18 protein-coding genes and 1 other annotated feature are annotated in these 18,130 nt (G+C 39.0%); of the genes, 15 read left to right on the top strand and 3 right to left on the bottom strand.

Annotation, left to right across the window (positions count from 1 at the left end):
* Nucleotides 1–129: 129 nt before the first annotated feature.
* Nucleotides 130–1,137: a substrate-binding domain-containing protein gene (locus INP95_RS05135; RefSeq protein WP_197560256.1), complete on the bottom strand. Its 1,008-nt coding sequence runs from the start codon at nt 1,135–1,137 to the stop codon at nt 130–132.
* A gap of 214 nt (nt 1,138–1,351) precedes the next feature.
* Between INP95_RS05135 and galT the strand changes: the two genes are divergently transcribed.
* The 14 genes from galT to murA all read left to right on the top strand — a co-directional run bounded on the left by galT (nt 1,352) and on the right by murA (nt 12,893).
* Complete coding sequence (galT, locus tag INP95_RS05140; protein WP_197560257.1) at nt 1,352–2,398, top strand: galactose-1-phosphate uridylyltransferase; 1,047 nt, start codon at nt 1,352–1,354, stop codon at nt 2,396–2,398.
* 54 nt (nt 2,399–2,452) lie between these two features.
* On the top strand, nt 2,453–3,607 hold the full coding sequence (gene galK, locus INP95_RS05145) for a galactokinase (RefSeq protein WP_070591462.1): 1,155 nt from the start codon (nt 2,453–2,455) through the stop codon (nt 3,605–3,607).
* Nucleotides 3,601–4,626, top strand: a complete 1,026-nt coding sequence (gene galM, locus INP95_RS05150) for a galactose-1-epimerase (protein ID WP_197560258.1) — start codon at nt 3,601–3,603, stop codon at nt 4,624–4,626. The genes galK and galM overlap by 7 nt, the downstream gene beginning before the upstream one ends.
* Before the next feature lie 141 nt (nt 4,627–4,767).
* Nucleotides 4,768–5,181, top strand: coding sequence for a hypothetical protein (locus tag INP95_RS05155; RefSeq protein ID WP_197560259.1), 414 nt, complete (start codon nt 4,768–4,770; stop codon nt 5,179–5,181).
* Nucleotides 5,182–5,268: 87 nt separating this feature from the next.
* On the top strand, nt 5,269–5,463 hold the full coding sequence (locus INP95_RS09940; RefSeq protein WP_365991418.1) for a DUF5376 family protein: 195 nt from the start codon (nt 5,269–5,271) through the stop codon (nt 5,461–5,463).
* Nucleotides 5,464–5,652: 189 nt separating this feature from the next.
* The gene (corC, locus tag INP95_RS05165; protein ID WP_049371519.1) at nt 5,653–6,549 is read left to right on the top strand and encodes a CNNM family magnesium/cobalt transport protein CorC; all 897 of its coding nucleotides are present in this window, start codon (nt 5,653–5,655) and stop codon (nt 6,547–6,549) included.
* Nucleotides 6,550–6,623: 74 nt separating this feature from the next.
* Entirely contained in the window at nt 6,624–8,156 is a 1,533-nt protein-coding gene (gene lnt, locus INP95_RS05170; protein ID WP_197560261.1) for an apolipoprotein N-acyltransferase, read from the top strand.
* Nucleotides 8,157–8,228: 72 nt separating this feature from the next.
* On the top strand, nt 8,229–9,023 hold the full coding sequence (mlaF, locus tag INP95_RS05175) for a phospholipid ABC transporter ATP-binding protein MlaF (RefSeq protein ID WP_178162649.1): 795 nt from the start codon (nt 8,229–8,231) through the stop codon (nt 9,021–9,023).
* Nucleotides 9,020–9,805, top strand: a complete 786-nt coding sequence (gene mlaE, locus INP95_RS05180) for a lipid asymmetry maintenance ABC transporter permease subunit MlaE (RefSeq protein ID WP_005699256.1) — start codon at nt 9,020–9,022, stop codon at nt 9,803–9,805. Before mlaF ends, mlaE begins: the two co-directional genes overlap by 4 nt.
* Before the next feature lie 12 nt (nt 9,806–9,817).
* A complete protein-coding gene (gene mlaD / locus INP95_RS05185) occupies nt 9,818–10,324 on the top strand; it encodes an outer membrane lipid asymmetry maintenance protein MlaD (RefSeq protein WP_197560262.1) in 507 nt (168 codons plus the stop codon).
* A 21-nt stretch (nt 10,325–10,345) separates the two neighbouring features.
* Nucleotides 10,346–10,993: a phospholipid-binding protein MlaC gene (gene mlaC / locus INP95_RS05190; RefSeq protein WP_049384365.1), complete on the top strand. Its 648-nt coding sequence runs from the start codon at nt 10,346–10,348 to the stop codon at nt 10,991–10,993.
* A 4-nt stretch (nt 10,994–10,997) separates the two neighbouring features.
* The gene (locus INP95_RS05195; RefSeq protein ID WP_005696639.1) at nt 10,998–11,333 is read left to right on the top strand and encodes an STAS domain-containing protein; all 336 of its coding nucleotides are present in this window, start codon (nt 10,998–11,000) and stop codon (nt 11,331–11,333) included.
* Between the two features lie 13 nt (nt 11,334–11,346).
* Nucleotides 11,347–11,604: a BolA family protein gene (locus tag INP95_RS05200; RefSeq protein ID WP_049384366.1), complete on the top strand. Its 258-nt coding sequence runs from the start codon at nt 11,347–11,349 to the stop codon at nt 11,602–11,604.
* Nucleotides 11,605–11,612: 8 nt separating this feature from the next.
* Nucleotides 11,613–12,893, top strand: a complete 1,281-nt coding sequence (murA, locus tag INP95_RS05205; RefSeq protein ID WP_049384367.1) for a UDP-N-acetylglucosamine 1-carboxyvinyltransferase — start codon at nt 11,613–11,615, stop codon at nt 12,891–12,893.
* A gap of 44 nt (nt 12,894–12,937) precedes the next feature.
* On the opposite strand, the gene INP95_RS05210 is transcribed toward murA, so the two are convergent.
* Entirely contained in the window at nt 12,938–14,554 is a 1,617-nt protein-coding gene (locus INP95_RS05210) for a phosphoethanolamine transferase (protein WP_197560263.1), read from the bottom strand.
* A 115-nt stretch (nt 14,555–14,669) separates the two neighbouring features.
* The gene (locus INP95_RS05215; RefSeq protein ID WP_197560264.1) at nt 14,670–15,365 is read right to left on the bottom strand and encodes a YggS family pyridoxal phosphate-dependent enzyme; all 696 of its coding nucleotides are present in this window, start codon (nt 15,363–15,365) and stop codon (nt 14,670–14,672) included.
* Between the two features lie 164 nt (nt 15,366–15,529).
* Nucleotides 15,530–15,645: a sequence feature (Thr leader region), on the top strand.
* 31 nt (nt 15,646–15,676) lie between these two features.
* On the opposite strand from INP95_RS05215, the gene thrA reads away from it, so the two are divergent.
* Complete coding sequence (gene thrA, locus INP95_RS05220; RefSeq protein ID WP_197560265.1) at nt 15,677–18,124, top strand: bifunctional aspartate kinase/homoserine dehydrogenase I; 2,448 nt, start codon at nt 15,677–15,679, stop codon at nt 18,122–18,124.
* Nucleotides 18,125–18,130 lie beyond the last annotated feature (6 nt).

An 18,130-nucleotide genomic window follows, 5' to 3' on the forward strand; every position in this document is an offset into this window, starting at 1 on the left:
CAAATAGAGGAATGTTGCTTACATCTATTGCAACTGAATCCATCATAACGAAATCAAAATTGTTAATCTGTGATCAAACTCACATAAATGAAAACGATTACATAGCAATGTTTAAATTTGTGATCTCCATCACGGTTTCATTGCATTTTCTACAGAAAAACGTCTCACCAAGGTTGGATTAAATTGGACAACAGTCGGTGTAACAATAGACGAATCAACTAAGCTTAATGCCAGTTTTGCCGCATAATTTGCCATTAAATCAATTGGATATCGAATGGTGGTAAGCTTCGGAATCAAATATCGAGCAATTGGCATATCGTCAAAGCCCACAATGGAAAACTGTTTCGGCACTTTGATATTGTTTTCATTTAAAACGGAAATTGCTCCCGCAGCCATCGTGTCATTATAGGCTACAACCGCTGTTAAGTTAGAGTTGTAGCTCAATAAATCAATCATCGCCTTTTCACCGCCTTCAAAATCAGGCGAATTATGCACAATGGCTTGTTCGACAATAGGAAAGTGATGATCTCTTAAAGCGGCCAAATAACCTTCTTTACGTTCGGTTTCATCTAAAATACCATGATTAGATCCAATGTAGGCTATGTGCTTATGACCATAACGAATCAGCATTTCAGTCGCGAGATAGGTACCTTGTCGGTTATCAAGACTGACGCAACGATTTTCATAACCGGAAATCACACGGTTAATCACAACCATACCCGGTACATTTTCGAGATAATGACGTAATTCTTCGTCAGAAAGGGCTTTGGAATGAACGACTAAACAACTACAACGCTTGCGTAGCAAGGTATCAATGGCTTCACGCTCTTTTTCTGCATGATGGTATCCAATGCCGATCAAAATCGTTTTTTGATGCTCTTCAGCCACTTTATCGACTGATTTGACCAAGATAGCAAAGAACGGATCCGTTACATCGGTAACCACCACGCCAATGGTATCAGTATTTTGCACGGCCAAAGCTTGTGCATTTGCATTGGGTTGATAATTTAAGACTTCCATTGCACGTTGTACCGAATAACGGGTTTTTTCACTCACGGATGGAGAGTGATTAATCACCCGGGAAACAGTAGCAACCGACACGCAAGCTAATTCAGCAACATCTCGAATTGTAGGCATAACTGGGCTCTCATTCATTTTTTCATACTAATTATCATAGTAAATTTGAATAAAATTGAAAGCGGTTACTTTCAAAAATGCTACATTCGTCACAAAAAAGAGATTGGACTGGTGCCTTATTTCCTGATTTTGTGATAATGATCACGGTTTATTTTTTTTAATTTGTTATCTTATGAAGAAAATTTTGTAATCGTTTACATTTTGGAGCAAAAATATGAGCGAAGCCGTATTTGAACCGACAGATCATCCGCATCGTCGTTATAATCCGTTAATTGACCAATGGGTTTTAGTCTCGCCACATCGTGCTAAACGTCCATGGCAGGGGCAACAAGAAAAAGTGAGTGAGGAACAAAAGCCAAGCCACGATCCAAATTGTTATCTTTGCCCACGTAATAAGCGTATTACCGGTGAACCTAATCCGGATTACCATAAACCTTATGTATTCAAAAATGATTTCTCGGCTTTATTAGAAGATACACCAGCGCCAGAGCAATCAGCCGATCCGCTTTTCCAAATGAGCCAAGCTCGTGGTGAAAGCCGTGTTATTTGTTTTTCGCCAGATCACAGCAAAACATTGCCGTTATTGACCGCACTTGAAATTGAAGAAGTGATTAAAGTGTGGCAAGCGCAATTGCGTGAACTGGGTCAAAAATATCAGTGGGTACAGATTTTCGAAAACAAAGGTGCGGCAATGGGATGCTCCAATCCACATCCGCACGGACAAATTTGGGCAAACAGCTTTTTGCCGAATGAAGTCGCGCGTGAAGATGTTGCTCAACGAAATTATTATGAAAAGCATGGTTCTGTCCTTTTAGTGGATTACGTTCAAAAAGAATTAGAAAAAAAAGAACGTATTGTGGTGGAAACCGAGCATTGGGTTGCAGTGGTGCCTTACTGGGCAGTGTGGCCGTTTGAAACCTTGTTATTGCCAAAAGTGCATGTTAAACGCTTAACAGAATTAACCGATGCTCAAGCCAAAGATCTTGCCGTGATATTGAAAAAGCTGGCAACAAAATACGATAACTTATTTGAAACGTCTTTCCCTTATTCAATGGGTTTCCATGCAGCGCCATTTAATGGCGAAGATAACGAACATTGGCAGCTTCACGCGCATTTTTATCCGCCATTATTGCGTTCAGCTACAGTACGTAAATTTATGGTGGGTTATGAGATGCTAGGTGAAAGCCAACGTGACCTCACCGCAGAACAAGCCGCAGAAAGATTACGTGCGTTAAGCGAAGTACATTATAAAGAACGTTAAGCAATAATTTCCCTCTTGAGTTAAGAGGGAGTGTGAAAGATAAAGGAAAATAATATGACTCCAGTCCAAAAATCCCAACACATTTTTACGCAAAAATATAACAAGCAACCTGAACTGACTGTGTATGCGCCAGGTCGTGTAAACATTATCGGTGAACATACCGACTACAATGATGGCTTTGTGATGCCTTGTGCGATCAATTATGGTACAGCCATTGCGGGATCAAAACGTGCTGATCATATTTGGAATGTTTATGCCGCAGATCTTGATCTTGAGGATACCTTTTCTCTTAATGAAGATTTTCCTCAAAGTGAGCAAAAATGGGCGAATTATGTGCGTGGTGTCGTGAAATTTATTCAGGAACGTTGCCCGCAATTTAAACAAGGCGCTGATTTGGTGATTTCCGGAAATGTGCCACATTCTTCTGGTTTAAGCTCTTCCGCCGCCCTTGAAGTGGCGACAGGCAAGTTCTGCCAACAACTCAGTGATTTACCTTTAACCCATACCGAAATTGCTTTAATTGGTCAAAAAGCTGAAAACAAATTTGTAGGCGCAAATTGCGGGAACATGGATCAATTAATTTCCGCTTTAGGGCAAAAAGATCATCTCTTAATGATTGATTGCCGTAGCTTAGAAACACAACCAACGCCTGTGCCGAAAGATGTCGCTGTTATTATTGTGAACTCAAATGTACCGCATGATTTGGTGACAGGCGAATACAATACACGCCGTTGGCAATGTGAAAAAGCTGCAGAATTCTTTGGCGTAAAAGCGTTACGTGATGTGTCAGTAGAAGAATTCCAAAAAAGAGAAGCAGAATTGACCGCACTTAATGCTTTAGTGGCCAAACGTGCACGCCATGTGGTGACTGAAAACCAACGCGTACTTGATGCGGTTGAAGCATTAAAACATAACGATTTAACAAAATTAGGCGAATTAATGGGGCAATCTCACGAATCCATGCGTGATGATTTTGAGATTACCGTGCCACAAATCGATTATCTTGTGGAACTTGCTCAATTAGTGATTGGTAAAACCGGTGGCGCGAGAATGACAGGCGGTGGTTTCGGTGGCTGCATTGTTGCCCTTGCTCCTCATGATAAAGTTGAAGAAGTGCGTAAAATTATTGCTGATAATTATGAAAAACAAACAGGTTTAAAAGAAGATTTCTACGTTTGCACTGCCTCACAAGGAGTGAGTCTATGCTAGAAAAAACGGCGTTCAATGCACCAGATGGACAGCCTTATCAACTTCTTCAACTCACCAATTCAAATGGCATGACCGTGCAATTTATGGATTGGGGAGCCACTTGGCTTTCTTGTAAAGTCCCAGTGAATGGTGAGTTGCGAGAAGTTTTACTCGGCTGCAAAGTGGAAGATTATCCTAATCAAGCTGCTTATTTGGGGGCAAGCGTAGGACGCTATGCGAACCGTATTGCTAACGCCAAATTTGAATTGGGTGAGCGAACAATCCAGCTGGTTGCGAATCAAGGCAAACATCAATTACATGGTGGTAAAGAAGGTTTTGATAAACGCCGTTGGAAAGTCGAAGAGTGCGGTCAGAATTTTGTGCGTTTTTCTCTTGTGTCTCCTGATGGTGATCAAGGTTTTGAAGGCAATGTACAAGTTAATGTGCTTTACACGCTGACCGATGAAAATAGCGTAAAAATTGAATACGAAGCCGAAAGTGATAAAGATACCGCGCTGAACTTAACAAACCACGCTTATTTCAATTTAGAAAATGCTGAACAGGGTAGTGATGTGAGAAATCATACATTACGCCTTAATGCGGATTTCTATTTACCGGTTGATGGCGAAGGCATCCCAAATTCACCACTTAAGCATGTGGTGAATACCAGCTTTGATTTTCGTGTGGCAAAACCCATCGCACAAGATTTCCAACAAGGTGATCAAGTAGTAACAAAAGGTTATGATCATTCCTTTATTGTCAATAAAGCATGGCAAAGGCCTTGCGTATTATTGACTTCCCCTAATGAAGATTTAAGCCTTGAAGTACTCACATCCCAAGCAGCATTACAGATTTATACGGGAAACTATCTTGCAGGCACCCCAACTCGTGAAGGTAGCACTTATCAAGATTTCAGCGGTATAGCCCTTGAAACGCAATGCCTTCCCGATACCCCAAACCACCCAGAATGGCAGAATTATGGTGGTATTCAAAAAGCTGGTGAACGCTATTACCAGTGGACAGAGTTTAGGTTTAAATAGGTAATCCTTGAAAAGGAAAGTGCGGTTAAAAACTATTGTGTTTTTAACCGCACTTTGTTTATATGTAATTACACAAAATGTATGAGAAATACATTAATGACATTTAATTCGTAATATTTTACTAGAGGTAAAAAATCACAAATGAAAAGCACCTTTGAAAAAACGATGCTTAAAATATCTAAAGGAAGTAATGCAGGATTTTTCCCTGTTTATTTTGGATATGTTGATAATGATCGATGCCAAATATCCTTTGAATGTTTTGGTATGAAAATTTGTATTGTAGAGGATAATTTTTGGGATTGTTTATCTAGATTAAAAAAACAATATCCTGATATATTGTTACATTGTAAAGGATATAAACGAAATGCTTATCCATCGCGCATGCTACTACAGATGGGAAAAGCTGTAAAAGTGTATGAATACAAACTTGGTAAACAAGCTACATTTGAAGATTTAGTTTTTATTTTTTCTCCTGAAGATAGTGAACTGACTTCTTCCGTAGATGAACAAATTGTGTTTTTTAATAAATGGATTAATTCGTTAGACAACAAGTAAAATGTTCTAAGTATTTATCCTATAAGAGGGCAATAATGATAGTTGAATTTGGATATTGTGATTCTTTTGGCAAACTAGCTCCTATCTGTGCAACTAAGGATTCGTTATTTGATTCTTCTAGATAAATACGATGAAATTGATGATAAAAGCGATCATACAGAGTATTTAATACCTCGTAAGAAACTAACTTATCTTTTAGAAAGATGGTTGGCGTTCATACAAAAACCAATACCAGATCCGGACTACGTAGAAATTATCGATTCAGAGGATGCGTATAAATAAGCATAAGCTATAGAAGCTCTTTCTACCTGCAGAAGGAATCATAACAACAGTTAAAATTGAAGTGCGGTTAAAAACTATGGTGTTTTTAACCGCACTTTATTTTCAGCCATTTAGCTTAAGTTTTTTGCGATTTTTGTCAAAATATGCTACTTTTTACACAGTCAATCCGACAGTAACATATTTAATTTTATGAACGAAGAACATTCGAGTAATCAAACTGAAACAACTAAAAAATCTTTTTTCCAATCACTTATTGGCCGCTTTTTCCAAGGTGAGCTGAAAAATCGTGAAGAACTCGTGGAAGTGATTCGCGATTCAGAACAAAACGATTTAATCGATCAAAACACTCGTGAGATGATTGAAGGGGTAATGGAAATCGCCGAGCTTCGTGTGCGCGATATCATGATTCCACGCTCTCAAATCGTATTTATTGAATCAAATCAAGATCTTGATGCGTGTTTGAACACGATTATTGAATCTGCACATTCACGTTTTCCTGTTATAGCTGATGCGGATGATCGTGATAATGTTGCAGGTATTTTGCACGCAAAGGATTTACTCCGATTTTTACGTGAAGATGCGGAAGCCTTTGATCTTTCAGCCTTACTTCGTCCAGCCATTGTTGTGCCGGAAAGTAAGCGCGTGGATAGAATGTTAAAAGAGTTTCGTTCAGAACGTTTTCATATGGCGATTGTGGTGGATGAGTTTGGAGCGGTATCTGGTCTTGTCACCATTGAGGACGTATTAGAGCAAATTGTTGGTGATATTGAAGACGAATTTGATGAGGAAGATGTCGCCGATATTCGTCAGCTTTCTCGTCATACTTATGCGGTGCGTGCGTTAACGGATATTGATGATTTTAATGCGCAATTTAATACGCATTTTGATGATGAAGAAGTGGATACCATTGGCGGTTTAATCATGCAAGCCTTTGGGTATTTGCCTAAGCGCGGTGAAGAAATCACCTTAGAAAATATTCAATTTAAAGTGACCTCTGCCGATAGCCGCCGTTTAATTCAGGTACGTGTAACCGTGCCAGATGAGCATTTATCGGATATGGAAGGCGTGGAAGAACAAGCTGAATAAGTTGTTTAGCCTGACTGTATTCTAAGCCCCCTCTTTGCTGAAGAGGGGGAATATTTTTTTATAGTATTGATAAAATGAATAAATTAGTCGTTTATCTTATAGCCCTGATTTCTGGCGTAATTGGCGTATTTGCCTTTTCACCGTTTGATTATTGGGGATTAGCCTATGTATCCTTGGGCGGATTGCTTTTTGTGGCAAAAAATGCCAAAAAATCAACCGCACTTTTGGCCACTTTTTTGTGGTCGATGGGCTTTTTCTGTTTTGGTGTAAGTTGGTTGAATGTCAGCATTCATCAATTTGGTGGAGCATCCCTTGGCGTGAGTTATCTCTTGGTGGGCTTGCTTTCTGCCTATCTTGCACTTTATCCAATGCTTTTCACTTATTTCGTGCAGCGTTTTCAGGTGCAAAGTGCGGTCATTTTTGCTGCGATTTGGACATTGACTGAATTCTTGCGTGGATGGGTGTTTACTGGTTTTCCTTGGTTACAATTTGGTTATACCCAAATCGACAGTCCATTTTTCGGCATCGCGCCGATCTTTGGTGTCACGGGGCTGACATTCTTTACCGTTTGGGCAAGTGCGGTCATTTTTAATCTTGTTTTTTCACTATCGAAAAAACAATGGAATTTAGTCAGTGTGAATGCATTGCTATTATTGGTTGTGGGTGGATTAAGTGCTTATGCAGGTAAGGTGAATTTTGTTCAACCCAAAGACGGTAAAGGACTAACTGTCACGCTTGCACAAGGTAATATTGAGCAAAATTTAAAATGGGATCCTGAATATCTTTACGCAACGGTGGATATCTATCAAAAACAAATTTTGGCGCATTTAGGCACGTCTGATTTGATTATTTTACCCGAGTCGGCATTGCCTACCCTTGAAAATGCGATTACGCCATTTTTTGAAGCTTTAGATAAAGTCGCGAAAGAGAAAAACACGGAAGTGATGATTGGTACCGTATATCGCGATGAGCAAAGTGGTAAATTATTAAATTCGATTGTGACGGCAGGGAATCCTGATTTCCCTTATGAGTTGACGACAAAAAATCGTTATAGCAAACATCATCTCGTGCCATTTGGTGAGTACGTGCCGTTAGAAAGTTTGTTGCGTCCACTTAATTCTGTCTTTAATTTGCCAATGTCTGCGTTCCAAAGTGGCGATGCAGTACAGCCGTCATTTATGGCGAAGCAACATGCTTTTGCACCAGCTATTTGTTATGAAATTATTTTTGGTGAGCAACTTCGTGAAAATCTGAAAAAAGAAACGGATTATTTGCTGACTATTTCCAATGATGCATGGTTTGGTGATAGCATTGGCCCTTGGCAGCATTTACAAATGGCTAGAATGCGTGCACTCGAATTAGGTAAACCATTAATTCGTGCAACGAATACAGGGATTTCAGTGTTTATTGATGCAAAAGGCAACATTGAAGCGCAAGCGCCTCAATTTGAGGAAACCACACTGACCCATAAAATGGTGCCAACAGAAGGCAAAACGCCTTATGCTGCACTGGGTAATTTACCTATTTATGTGTTGTCATTGATTTTTGTGTTATTACGAGGCTTCACGACGTTATTAAAACGCCGCTTGAACCTTTCACAAAAATAGCAGTCAAAACGACCGCACTTTTTTAACGTGAGAGGAAAATAAATTTTCTCTTGTAAAACCAATGAGATTTTAATGAATAAAAATCTAATCGAAGTCAAAAACCTGACCTTTAAACGAGGTGAGCGTGTGATTTACGATAACCTGAATTTGAAAGTCCAACAGGGCAAGATTACGGCTATTATGGGGCCATCAGGGATCGGGAAAACCACGTTACTGAAATTAATCGGTGGTCAGTTATATCCTGAACAAGGCGAGATTTTGTTTGATGGACAAGATATTTGTCGTCTTTCAAATCGCGAGCTTTACGAAGTACGTAAACGCATGGGAATGTTATTCCAATCAGGCGCTTTATTTACGGATATTTCCACGTTTGATAACGTGGCATTTCCGATTCGCGAGCATACCCGTTTGCCGGAAAGTCTAATTCGTCAAATTGTGTTGATGAAATTAGAAGCGGTGGGCTTACGCGGTGCGGCAGATTTAATGCCTTCGGAGCTTTCTGGTGGGATGGCGCGTCGTGCCGCATTGGCTCGAGCGATTGCACTTGATCCGGATTTAATTATGTTTGATGAGCCGTTTACAGGGCAAGATCCAATCAGCATGGGCGTGATCGTAAGCTTAATTAAACGCTTGAATGAAGCATTGAATTTAACTTCTATCGTGGTTTCCCATGATGTTCAGGAAGTATTAAGCATTGCGGATTATGCCTATATTATTGCGGATAAACATGTGATAGCCGAAGGAACATCAGAGCAACTGCTCGCGAGCCAAGATCCTCAAGTGGTTCAGTTCTTAAAAGGCGAAGCGGATGGTCCGGTGAGATTCCATTATCCAGCAAAAGATTATGTGGAGGAATTATTTAAATGATCGTTGATATGATTTCTTCACTTGGACGAAGCGTAATTAAATTTTTCCGTGCATTAGGCCGATCAGGCTTTATGTTGTTTGGTGCGTTAGTCGGTAAACCACAAATTCGTAAGCATTTTCCTTTATTAGTGAAGCAGTTATACGCATTAGGTGTACAGTCTTTATTAATTATCCTGCTTTCAGGTTTATTTATTGGGATGGTGTTAGGCTTACAAGGCTATGTGGTCTTGGTGGATTTTTCTGCAGAAACCAGCCTTGGACAACTTGTGGCGCTGTCTTTATTACGGGAATTAGGCCCAGTAGTGACCGCACTTTTATTTGCGGGGCGTGCAGGTTCAGCGTTAACGGCTGAAATTGGCTTAATGAAAGCCACAGAACAACTTTCCAGCCTTGAAATGATGGCAGTCGATCCACTACGTCGTGTGATTGCCCCGCGTTTTTGGGCGGGCGTGATTGCGATGCCAATTCTTGCGATTCTCTTTACCGCGATTGGTATTTGGGGTGGCTCGCTTGTTGGTGTGGATTGGAAAGGTGTAGATGCCGGTAGCTTCTGGTCAGTGATGCAAAATGCAGTGAGCTGGAGCTATGACATTCTAAACGGATTTATTAAAAGCGTATTTTTCGCCATTGCGGTGGTGTGGATTGCGTTATTCAATGGTTATGATTGTATTCCAACATCTGAAGGTATCAGTCAAGCCACAACCAGAACGGTTGTCCACGCATCACTTGTGGTACTTGGGCTCGATTTCATCTTAACTGCCATTATGTTTGGGGCAGGCTAAAAGGGTATTTTTATGCGACAAACAATTAAATATGAATTTTGGGTAGGGCTATTTTTACTACTCGGTATCGCCGCGTTAGTGTTTTTAGGCTTACGTGTAGCAAACGTACAAGGTTTTGGTGAAACAAAATCTTACACGGTGACTGCAACTTTTGACAATATTGGTGGACTAAAAGTCCGTGCACCACTTAAACTTGGTGGGGTAGTCATTGGTCGCGTATCTGACATTACGTTAGACGAAAAATCTTACTTACCAAAAGTCAGTATTGCGATTAATGAAGAATATAAAGAAATTCCGGAAAACAGTTCGTTATCGATCAAAACATCGGGATTATTGGGCGAGCAATATATCGCCTTAACAATGGGTTTTGATGATGGTGAAACCGCGATGTTAAAAAACGGTAGCCAAATTCAAGACACAAAATCCGCAATGGTATTGGAAGATTTAATCGGCCAGTTCCTTTACGGTGATAAAAAAGCCGACGGCAATGCTGACAAAGCACAACCTGAAGCCAAATAATAATCTTTATTTAGGAGATTTATGATGAAATTTACTCAGTTTAAAAAATGGTTTAGCGTAATGGCATTTGCAGTGACTGCACTTTTTGTGACTCAAACTGTACGTGCAGAAACGAGCCCTTATGTGTTGATGCAACAAGCATCAGATAAGTTATTTGCCGATATCAAAAACAATCAGGCAAAAATTAAAAAGGATCCAAACTATTTACGTACTATCGTGCGTAATGATTTATTACCTTACGTGCAAGTAAACTATGCAGGTTCTTTAGTGTTAGGTTCATACTTTAAATCAACCACACCAGAACAACGTGAAAAATTCTTTAAAGCATTCAGCGATTTTATCGAACAAGCTTACGCACAAGTGTTAACCGCTTACACCGATCAAAATATTCAAATTGAACCGGCTAAAGAAGTAGGCGACAAAAACCTTGTAAGCATTCGTGTAAACATCGTGCAAAATGGTGGACAAGCGCCAATTAAATTAGATTTCAAATGGCGTAAAAACAGTAAAACGGGCGAATGGCAAGCCTATGACATGGTTGCAGAAGGCGTGAGCATGGTTGTCACCAAACAAAACGAATGGAGCGGTATTTTACGTCAACAAGGTATTGATGCTTTAACAGCTCAAATTCAAAAATCTGCCGCAGCACCTGTGACATTGAGCAAATAAGAGAATGACTGCGTTAAAGTGGGATTTAATCCAAAATAATGATAAGATAGCTCTCCAATTATCGGGGGAGCTATCCCGCAACACGTTGTTACCATTATGGCAGCAACGTGCTTCTTTTTTATCAGAAAAGCTGGCGAATCAAAGTACCATTGAATTTGATTTAACGAATATTAAACGAATTGATTCTGCCGGTTTTGCATTATTGTGTGATTTTCTACATGATAGTGAGCAGTTACCAAATAAAAAAGTGCGGTTGATAAATCCGCCAGAACAGTTATTAACCCTTGCTGATTTAGTGAATTTATCTCATTGGATTGGCACTTTTATTGATCATCATTAAAACGGAAATCCGAATGGAACTGCAAGAAATTGAACGTATTTTAAAAGAAAGCCTGAATGTAGATGAGGTTTATGCTCAAGGTGAAAATGCACACTTTGGTGTGATTGTAGTGAGCGATGAGATCGCTGCACTTTCTAAATTAAAACAACAACAAACTATCTACGCGCCATTAATGACTTATTTCCAAACTGGCGAAATTCATGCTTTAACCATTAAAACCTATACCACTGCAAAGTGGAAAATGGATCGTCTATTACATCAAGCAAGCTAGGATTTTCTATGGAAAAATTTCGTGTTTATGGCGGGCAATCTCGCTTAAGTGGTACTGTAACCATCTCTGGTGCAAAAAATGCTGCACTTCCTATTCTTTTTGCCGCAATTTTGGCGACTGAGCCGGTTAAATTAACAAATGTACCGGAACTCAAAGATATTGATACCACCTTAAAGATCTTACGTAAACTTGGCGTGGTGGCAGAGCGTGATGCTGAAGGTGCAGTATTATTAGATTGTTCTAAAATTGATCACTTCGTTGCACCGTATGAATTAGTAAAAACCATGCGTGCTTCTATTTGGGCATTAGCACCGTTAGTAGCTCGTTTTAATCAAGGTCAAGTTTCTTTACCGGGTGGTTGTTCTATCGGTGCACGTCCGGTTGATCTTCACATTAGCGGCTTAGAAAAACTCGGTGCGACCATTGAGCTTGATGAAGGTTATGTAAAAGCAGTTGTCGCAGAGCGCCTTGTAGGTACACGTATTGTGATGGAAAAAGTGAGCGTTGGTGCGACTTTATCTATCATGATGGCGGCAACGCTTGCTGAAGGTACAACAACGATTGAAAACGCTGCACGTGAGCCTGAAATTGTTGATACAGCTGATTTCCTCAACAAAATGGGCGCGAAAATTACAGGTGCGGGTACGGATCATATTGTTATTGAAGGTGTTGAACGTTTAACTGGTTGCGAGCACAGCATTGTGCCAGATCGTATTGAAACCGGTACATTCTTAATTGCGGGTGCCATTTCAGGTGGTCGCGTGGTATGTAAAAATACCAAAGCGAATACCATGGATGCCGTGATTGATAAACTTCGTGAAGCGGGTGCAGAAGTTGAAGTAACTGAAGATAGCATTACATTGGATATGCATGGCAATCGTCCGAAAGCCGTTAATATTCGTACTGCACCACACCCAGGTTTCCCAACAGATATGCAAGCGCAGTTCACCTTGTTAAACATGGTGGCAGAAGGCACCAGTATCATTACTGAAACCATCTTTGAAAACCGTTTTATGCACATTCCAGAATTAATTCGTATGGGCGGTAAAGCGGAGATTGAAGGTAACACGGCGGTTTGTCAGGGTGTTGAGCACCTTTCTGGTGCAGAAGTGATGGCGACAGATTTACGCGCATCAATCAGTCTTGTGTTAGCAGGATGTATCGCAAGTGGTGAAACTATCGTAGATCGTATTTATCACATCGATCGTGGTTATGAGCACGTTGAAGATAAACTTCGTTGCTTAGGTGCGAAGATTGAACGTTTCTCTGAAAAGAGCGAAGAAGTTTAATTAAATCCAGATAAAAAAGAGCGGTCAATATTGACCGCTTTTTCTTAGTTGGTAATTCTTATATCAATTGCTGGATCCAGTGGAATTTCCCTTTTATCTATCGTTTCTTTTAATCCATAATCACTGGTATCTGGTTGATCAGAAAATAAATCAATACTCTTATTTAGTTTGCTATTTGCTATACCAATCCAGTTAGCAATTCCATCTGTAAAATTCAAGCCAGATTTGAAGACTTTATATTCTTTTCTATCAACATCATCAGATGATATTTTGAATAATGGAACATCATTGTGAAGTTTACTTAAACAAGCTTGAGATACAATAATATTAGGTGGATTTATAGAAGAATGACATTGTCCATGATCTGAGAAATAAACTATTGAAAATTTGCGGTTTTTTACTTTATTAACATTATTCATTAGGTTATATGTGTTTTCAATAAATTTATCTGTTTCTTTTATAGATGTAATATAGCAATTAAGATAAAAGTATTTCTCATCAAACTCTTTGTCTTTTAGAATCATTTCTTTTCCTTTAATTCTATCGCAAGCATTTGGATGCGAACCATATAAATGAATAACAATAAAGCGTTTTTCTTTTGAGTCTTTATTTATAATATTTTCTAAATAAGGTAATAGCAGAGTGTCATCGGTATCTTGTTCATCGTATTTACCTTTTTTTATAAAGAATTTATAGTCTGCCTTGTTTCCAATAGCAGATATTGGAGTATCCCATTCTCCTAAGTAACCTTGGTTAGAAAGCCAATAAGTTTTTATGCCTGCAGACTTAATTAAATCAATTAAATTTAAACTATAGTTTTCTTCCCATTTTGATGTATCAGGCTTAGTTAGCATTAATTTTAATGATCCAATAGTATAAAAACCCGCAGATTCCAATCCATCAATAAGTATACCTTTTGATGAACTCATAAATGGAGTATTTGCAATTGGATAACCGTATGCATGCAGATAATCCCTTCTCGCGCTTTCCCCAATGATTAAAATATAATCATCATATTTGGAATTTTCTAAATATGTATCTCCCCATTCATTTTTTAAGCTTAGTTTATTTAAAGTATCTAACTCTCTTTTTACATCTAGAGCTTCAATATATGTTTTTCTAAAGAAATCAAAGGGGGACATATTGAAGAGTAAGTATAATGTGGCTATAGATAAAATGAATTTATTTTTAAAGAAATTTATTCTGAACTTTACCGTTATTATTCTATAAGCAACAATAATAATAATAATACTTATTGCATATAAATAATTTTTATAAGGTATCTGAAGTAGAAATTCTTTGGCTTCATTGGTATCAGTTGCAACTAATGAGGATATATGTTGATAAGTTGGCCCTCCGAAAGTCAAGCCGATGGGGGTATATAGAGCATAAATAAGAATAAATGGAAAAAGCAAGAACCAAAATATTTTTTTTGATGAACTAAATATAATAATTAGATATGAGAATATCAGTATTTGTTCTATATTGGGTTTAGGGTAATAACCCGATCCTCTAAGAATTAGCTTGCTATCTATAATAATCAGACTGAGTGCTATTAAGCACCCAATAACCCATTTTGCATTTTTAAGAGAAAATACATTCTGTAGGTAGTTAGTTAGCTGATAGAGTTTTGTTCTAAATTTGCTACTCTCTATAGACATAATTATTAGTTCCTTATTCTTATTAATATATAGTAAAATTTAAATTGTAATTGTTGATATTATAATGTCAATGGCAGTGTTAAAACATGTGGAAAGTTTATAATTTTATCGTAATTTAATAAATTCTCGCCCCAAAAATGGCTGTACCAATACGTACCATGGTTGAACCACATTTTATGGCACTTTGCATGTCATCGGTCATTCCCATCGAAAGCGTATCAATTTGTTGATGAGGGAAAGCGACTTTCAATTGCTCAAATAATTGTTCCATTTGGCTAAAAGCCGCTTCTTGTTCTGCAATATTGTCTGTTGGAGCAGGGATCGCCATTAATCCACGCAAACGTAAGTGCGGTAGATTTTCAATGTGTTTTGCAAGCTCAATCATTTGACTTGGTTGAATGCCTGATTTACTCGCTTCGTCACTGATATTAATTTGGATTAAAACATTCAGCGGAGCTTTATTGGCAGGGCGTTGTTCATTTAAACGAACGGCAATTTTTGCACGTTCTAACGTTTGCATCCAATCGAAATGTTCAGCCACAAGACGCGTTTTATTGGATTGCAATGGGCCAATAAAATGCCATTCAAGCTGAATATTCTGTGCTTCAAAATACTGAATTTTATCTACACCTTCTTGAACGTAGTTCTCCCCAAATGCTTTTTGTCCTGCATGATAGGCTTCTAAAATCGCTTCATTGGGTTTCGTTTTAGAAACCGCTAATAAAGTGACCGCATTTTCAGGGCGATGAGCGAGTTGTGTGGCTTCTTGGATTTTTTGATGGATGGTTTCGAGTGCTTGTTGAATTGTCATAATTCCCTTCCTGACCAATGTGAAACTCTCTTCATTCTACACCAAAGCGATGATTTTTAGAAAAAATCTTCATTTTTTTGATTTTGTGTTTGACAAGCCAGCGCTTTTTCGGTATTTCTAAACACATCTTTTTTTTCAAGGTTAAAACACAATGAAAAATAACCGCACTTTCACGATTACCACCATTATTATGACCATTACGACAATTAATGGGGCGGGTTAGTGCATAACAAACAGGATCAAGAAAACCCGCATTCAGTCTAGTGCGGGTTTTTTAGTATTTAAAAATCACAACATCTGAGGATATTATCATGCGCGTATTAAAATTTGGTGGCACTTCATTAGCCAATCCTGAGCGTTTCTCACAAGCAGCTCAATTAATCGAAAAAGCTCATTTAGAAGAGCAGGCTGCCGGTGTCTTATCTGCCCCAGCAAAAATTACTAACCATCTTGTTGCCCTCTCTGAAAAAGCCGCATTAAACCAACCTACTGATACCCACTTTAACGAAGCCATTGAGATTTTCTATAACATCATTAATGGTTTACACGCTGAAAATAATAAATTTGATCTTGCTGGTACTAAAGCCCTCATTGATGCAGAATTTGCTCAAATTAAAGGCTTATTAGAAGAAATTCGCCAAGCTGGCAAAGTAGAAGATAAAGTTAAAGCAACCATTGATTGCCGTGGTGAAAAATTATCAATTGCGATGATGAAAGCGTGGTTTGAAGCACGTGGGTATAGTGTTCACATTGTTGATCCAGTTAAGCAATTATTAGCACAAGGTGGTTACTTAGAATCTTCAGTTGATATTGACGAATCAACAAAACGCGTTGATGCGAAAAGTATCGATAAAGATAAAGTTGTTTTAATGGCTGGTTTTACCGCATGTAATGATAAAGGTGAATTAGTGTTATTAGGCCGTAATGGTTCTGATTATTCAGCAGCCTGTTTAGCAGCTTGTTTAGATGCGTCTGTTTGTGAAATTTGGACTGATGTGGATGGCGTTTATACTTGTGATCCTCGTTTAGTGCCAGATGCTCGTTTATTACCAAGCCTTTCTTATCGTGAAGCGATGGAGCTTTCTTATTTTGGCGCGAAAGTGATCCATCCACGTACAATTGGTCCATTATTGCCAAAACAAATCCCTTGTGTGATCAAAAACACCGGTAATTCATCTGCACCTGGTTCAATAATCGATGGTCATGTAAAATCTGAAGGGTTACAAGTGAAAGGGATTACTAACCTTGACAACGTGGCAATGTTTAATGTTTCAGGCCCTGGTATGCAAGGCATGGTAGGGATGGCTGCGCGTGTCTTCTCAGCCATGTCAAAAGCCGGTATTTCAGTTATTTTAATCACTCAATCTTCTTCTGAATACAGCATTAGTTTCTGTGTGCCAGTTAAATCAGCGGATGCAGCGAAAGCGATTTTAGAACAAGAGTTTGCGACAGAATTAAAAGCGCATGACTTAGAGCCAATTGAAGTCGCAAAAGATCTATCTATCATCTCAGTTGTAGGTGATGGTATGAAACAAGCTAAAGGTATTGCGGCTCGTTTCTTCTCTGCCTTAGCACAAGCGAATATCAGCTTAGTCGCAATTGCACAAGGTTCTTCTGAGCGTTCAATTTCCGCAGTTGTCGCGCAAAATAAAGCGATTGAAGCTGTGAAAGCGACTCACCAAGCCCTTTTTAATAACAAGAAAGTTGTCGATATGTTTCTAGTCGGCGTTGGTGGCGTTGGTGGTGAGTTAATTGAACAAATCAAACACCAAAAAGAATACCTCGCAAAGAAGGACATTGAAATCCGAGTTTGTGCGTTAGCGAATTCAACAAAAATGCTTTTGAATGAAAACGGATTGAATTTAGATAATTGGAAAGTGGATCTTGAAAATGCAACCCAACCTTCTGATTTCGATGTGTTGTTATCTTTCATTAAATTACACCACGTAGTGAACCCAGTCTTCGTAGATTGTACAACGGCTGAATCGGTCGCAGGACTTTATGCGCGCGCATTAAAAGAAGGCTTCCATGTAGTAACCCCAAACAAAAAAGCGAATACCCGTGAATTAGCTTATTACCACGAATTACGTCGCAATGCACAAGCAAGCCAGCATAAATTCCTATATGAAACCAACGTAGGCGCAGGCTTACCGGTTATCGAAAACTTACAGAATTTATTAGCAGCGGGTGATGAGCTTGAGTATTTTGAAGGCATTTTATCGGGCTCACTTTCTTTCATTTTTGGTAAATTAGAAGAGGGACTTTCTCTTTCAGAAGTGACCGCACTTGCACGTGAAAAAGGGTTTACAGAACCAGATCCTCGTGATGATTTATCAGGACAAGATGTGGCACGTAAATTGCTTATTTTAGCGCGTGAAGCAGGGTTAGAACTTGAGCTTTCCGATGTGGAAGTGGAAGGCGTGTTACCGAAAGGCTTCTCTGAAGGCAAATCAGCCGATGAATTTATGGCGATGTTGCCACAATTAGATGCGGAATTTAAAGCACGCGTTGAAGCCGCGAAAGCCGAAGGCAAAGTATTGCGTTACGTAGGTCAAATTAAAGATGGCCACTGCAAGGTATCAATCATCGCTGTGGATCAAAATAATCCATTGTACAAGGTGAAAGACGGTGAAAACGCCCTTGCATTCTACACGCGTTATTATCAACCAATTCCGTTGTTATTACGTGGTTATGGTGCAGGTAACGCAGTGACTGCAGCGGGCATCTTTGCGGATATTTTAAGAACATTACACCACTAAAAAGGA

This window comes from Haemophilus parainfluenzae (assembly GCF_014931375.1).
Lineage (GTDB): Bacteria > Pseudomonadota > Gammaproteobacteria > Enterobacterales > Pasteurellaceae > Haemophilus_D.

Bases quoted from the DNA above. Each gene is read 5' to 3' on its own strand.
- mlaD (WP_197560262.1), top strand. From the start codon at position 9,818: ATGCGACAAACAATTAAATATGAATTTTGGGTAGGGCTATTTTTACTA.
- INP95_RS05200 (WP_049384366.1), top strand. From the start codon at position 11,347: ATGGAACTGCAAGAAATTGAACGTATTTTAAAAGAAAGCCTGAATGTA.
- galK (WP_070591462.1), top strand. From the start codon at position 2,453: ATGACTCCAGTCCAAAAATCCCAACACATTTTTACGCAAAAATATAAC.
- INP95_RS05155 (WP_197560259.1), top strand. From the start codon at position 4,768: ATGAAAAGCACCTTTGAAAAAACGATGCTTAAAATATCTAAAGGAAGT.
- INP95_RS05215 (WP_197560264.1), bottom strand. From the start codon at position 15,365: ATGACAATTCAACAAGCACTCGAAACCATCCATCAAAAAATCCAAGAA.
- INP95_RS05195 (WP_005696639.1), top strand. From the start codon at position 10,998: ATGACTGCGTTAAAGTGGGATTTAATCCAAAATAATGATAAGATAGCT.
- INP95_RS05210 (WP_197560263.1), bottom strand. From the start codon at position 14,554: ATGTCTATAGAGAGTAGCAAATTTAGAACAAAACTCTATCAGCTAACT.
- mlaE (WP_005699256.1), top strand. From the start codon at position 9,020: ATGATCGTTGATATGATTTCTTCACTTGGACGAAGCGTAATTAAATTT.
- lnt (WP_197560261.1), top strand. From the start codon at position 6,624: ATGAATAAATTAGTCGTTTATCTTATAGCCCTGATTTCTGGCGTAATT.
- galM (WP_197560258.1), top strand. From the start codon at position 3,601: ATGCTAGAAAAAACGGCGTTCAATGCACCAGATGGACAGCCTTATCAA.
- INP95_RS05135 (WP_197560256.1), bottom strand. From the start codon at position 1,137: ATGCCTACAATTCGAGATGTTGCTGAATTAGCTTGCGTGTCGGTTGCT.
- mlaC (WP_049384365.1), top strand. From the start codon at position 10,346: ATGATGAAATTTACTCAGTTTAAAAAATGGTTTAGCGTAATGGCATTT.
- corC (WP_049371519.1), top strand. From the start codon at position 5,653: ATGAACGAAGAACATTCGAGTAATCAAACTGAAACAACTAAAAAATCT.
- thrA (WP_197560265.1), top strand. From the start codon at position 15,677: ATGCGCGTATTAAAATTTGGTGGCACTTCATTAGCCAATCCTGAGCGT.
- murA (WP_049384367.1), top strand. From the start codon at position 11,613: ATGGAAAAATTTCGTGTTTATGGCGGGCAATCTCGCTTAAGTGGTACT.
- galT (WP_197560257.1), top strand. From the start codon at position 1,352: ATGAGCGAAGCCGTATTTGAACCGACAGATCATCCGCATCGTCGTTAT.
- mlaF (WP_178162649.1), top strand. From the start codon at position 8,229: ATGAATAAAAATCTAATCGAAGTCAAAAACCTGACCTTTAAACGAGGT.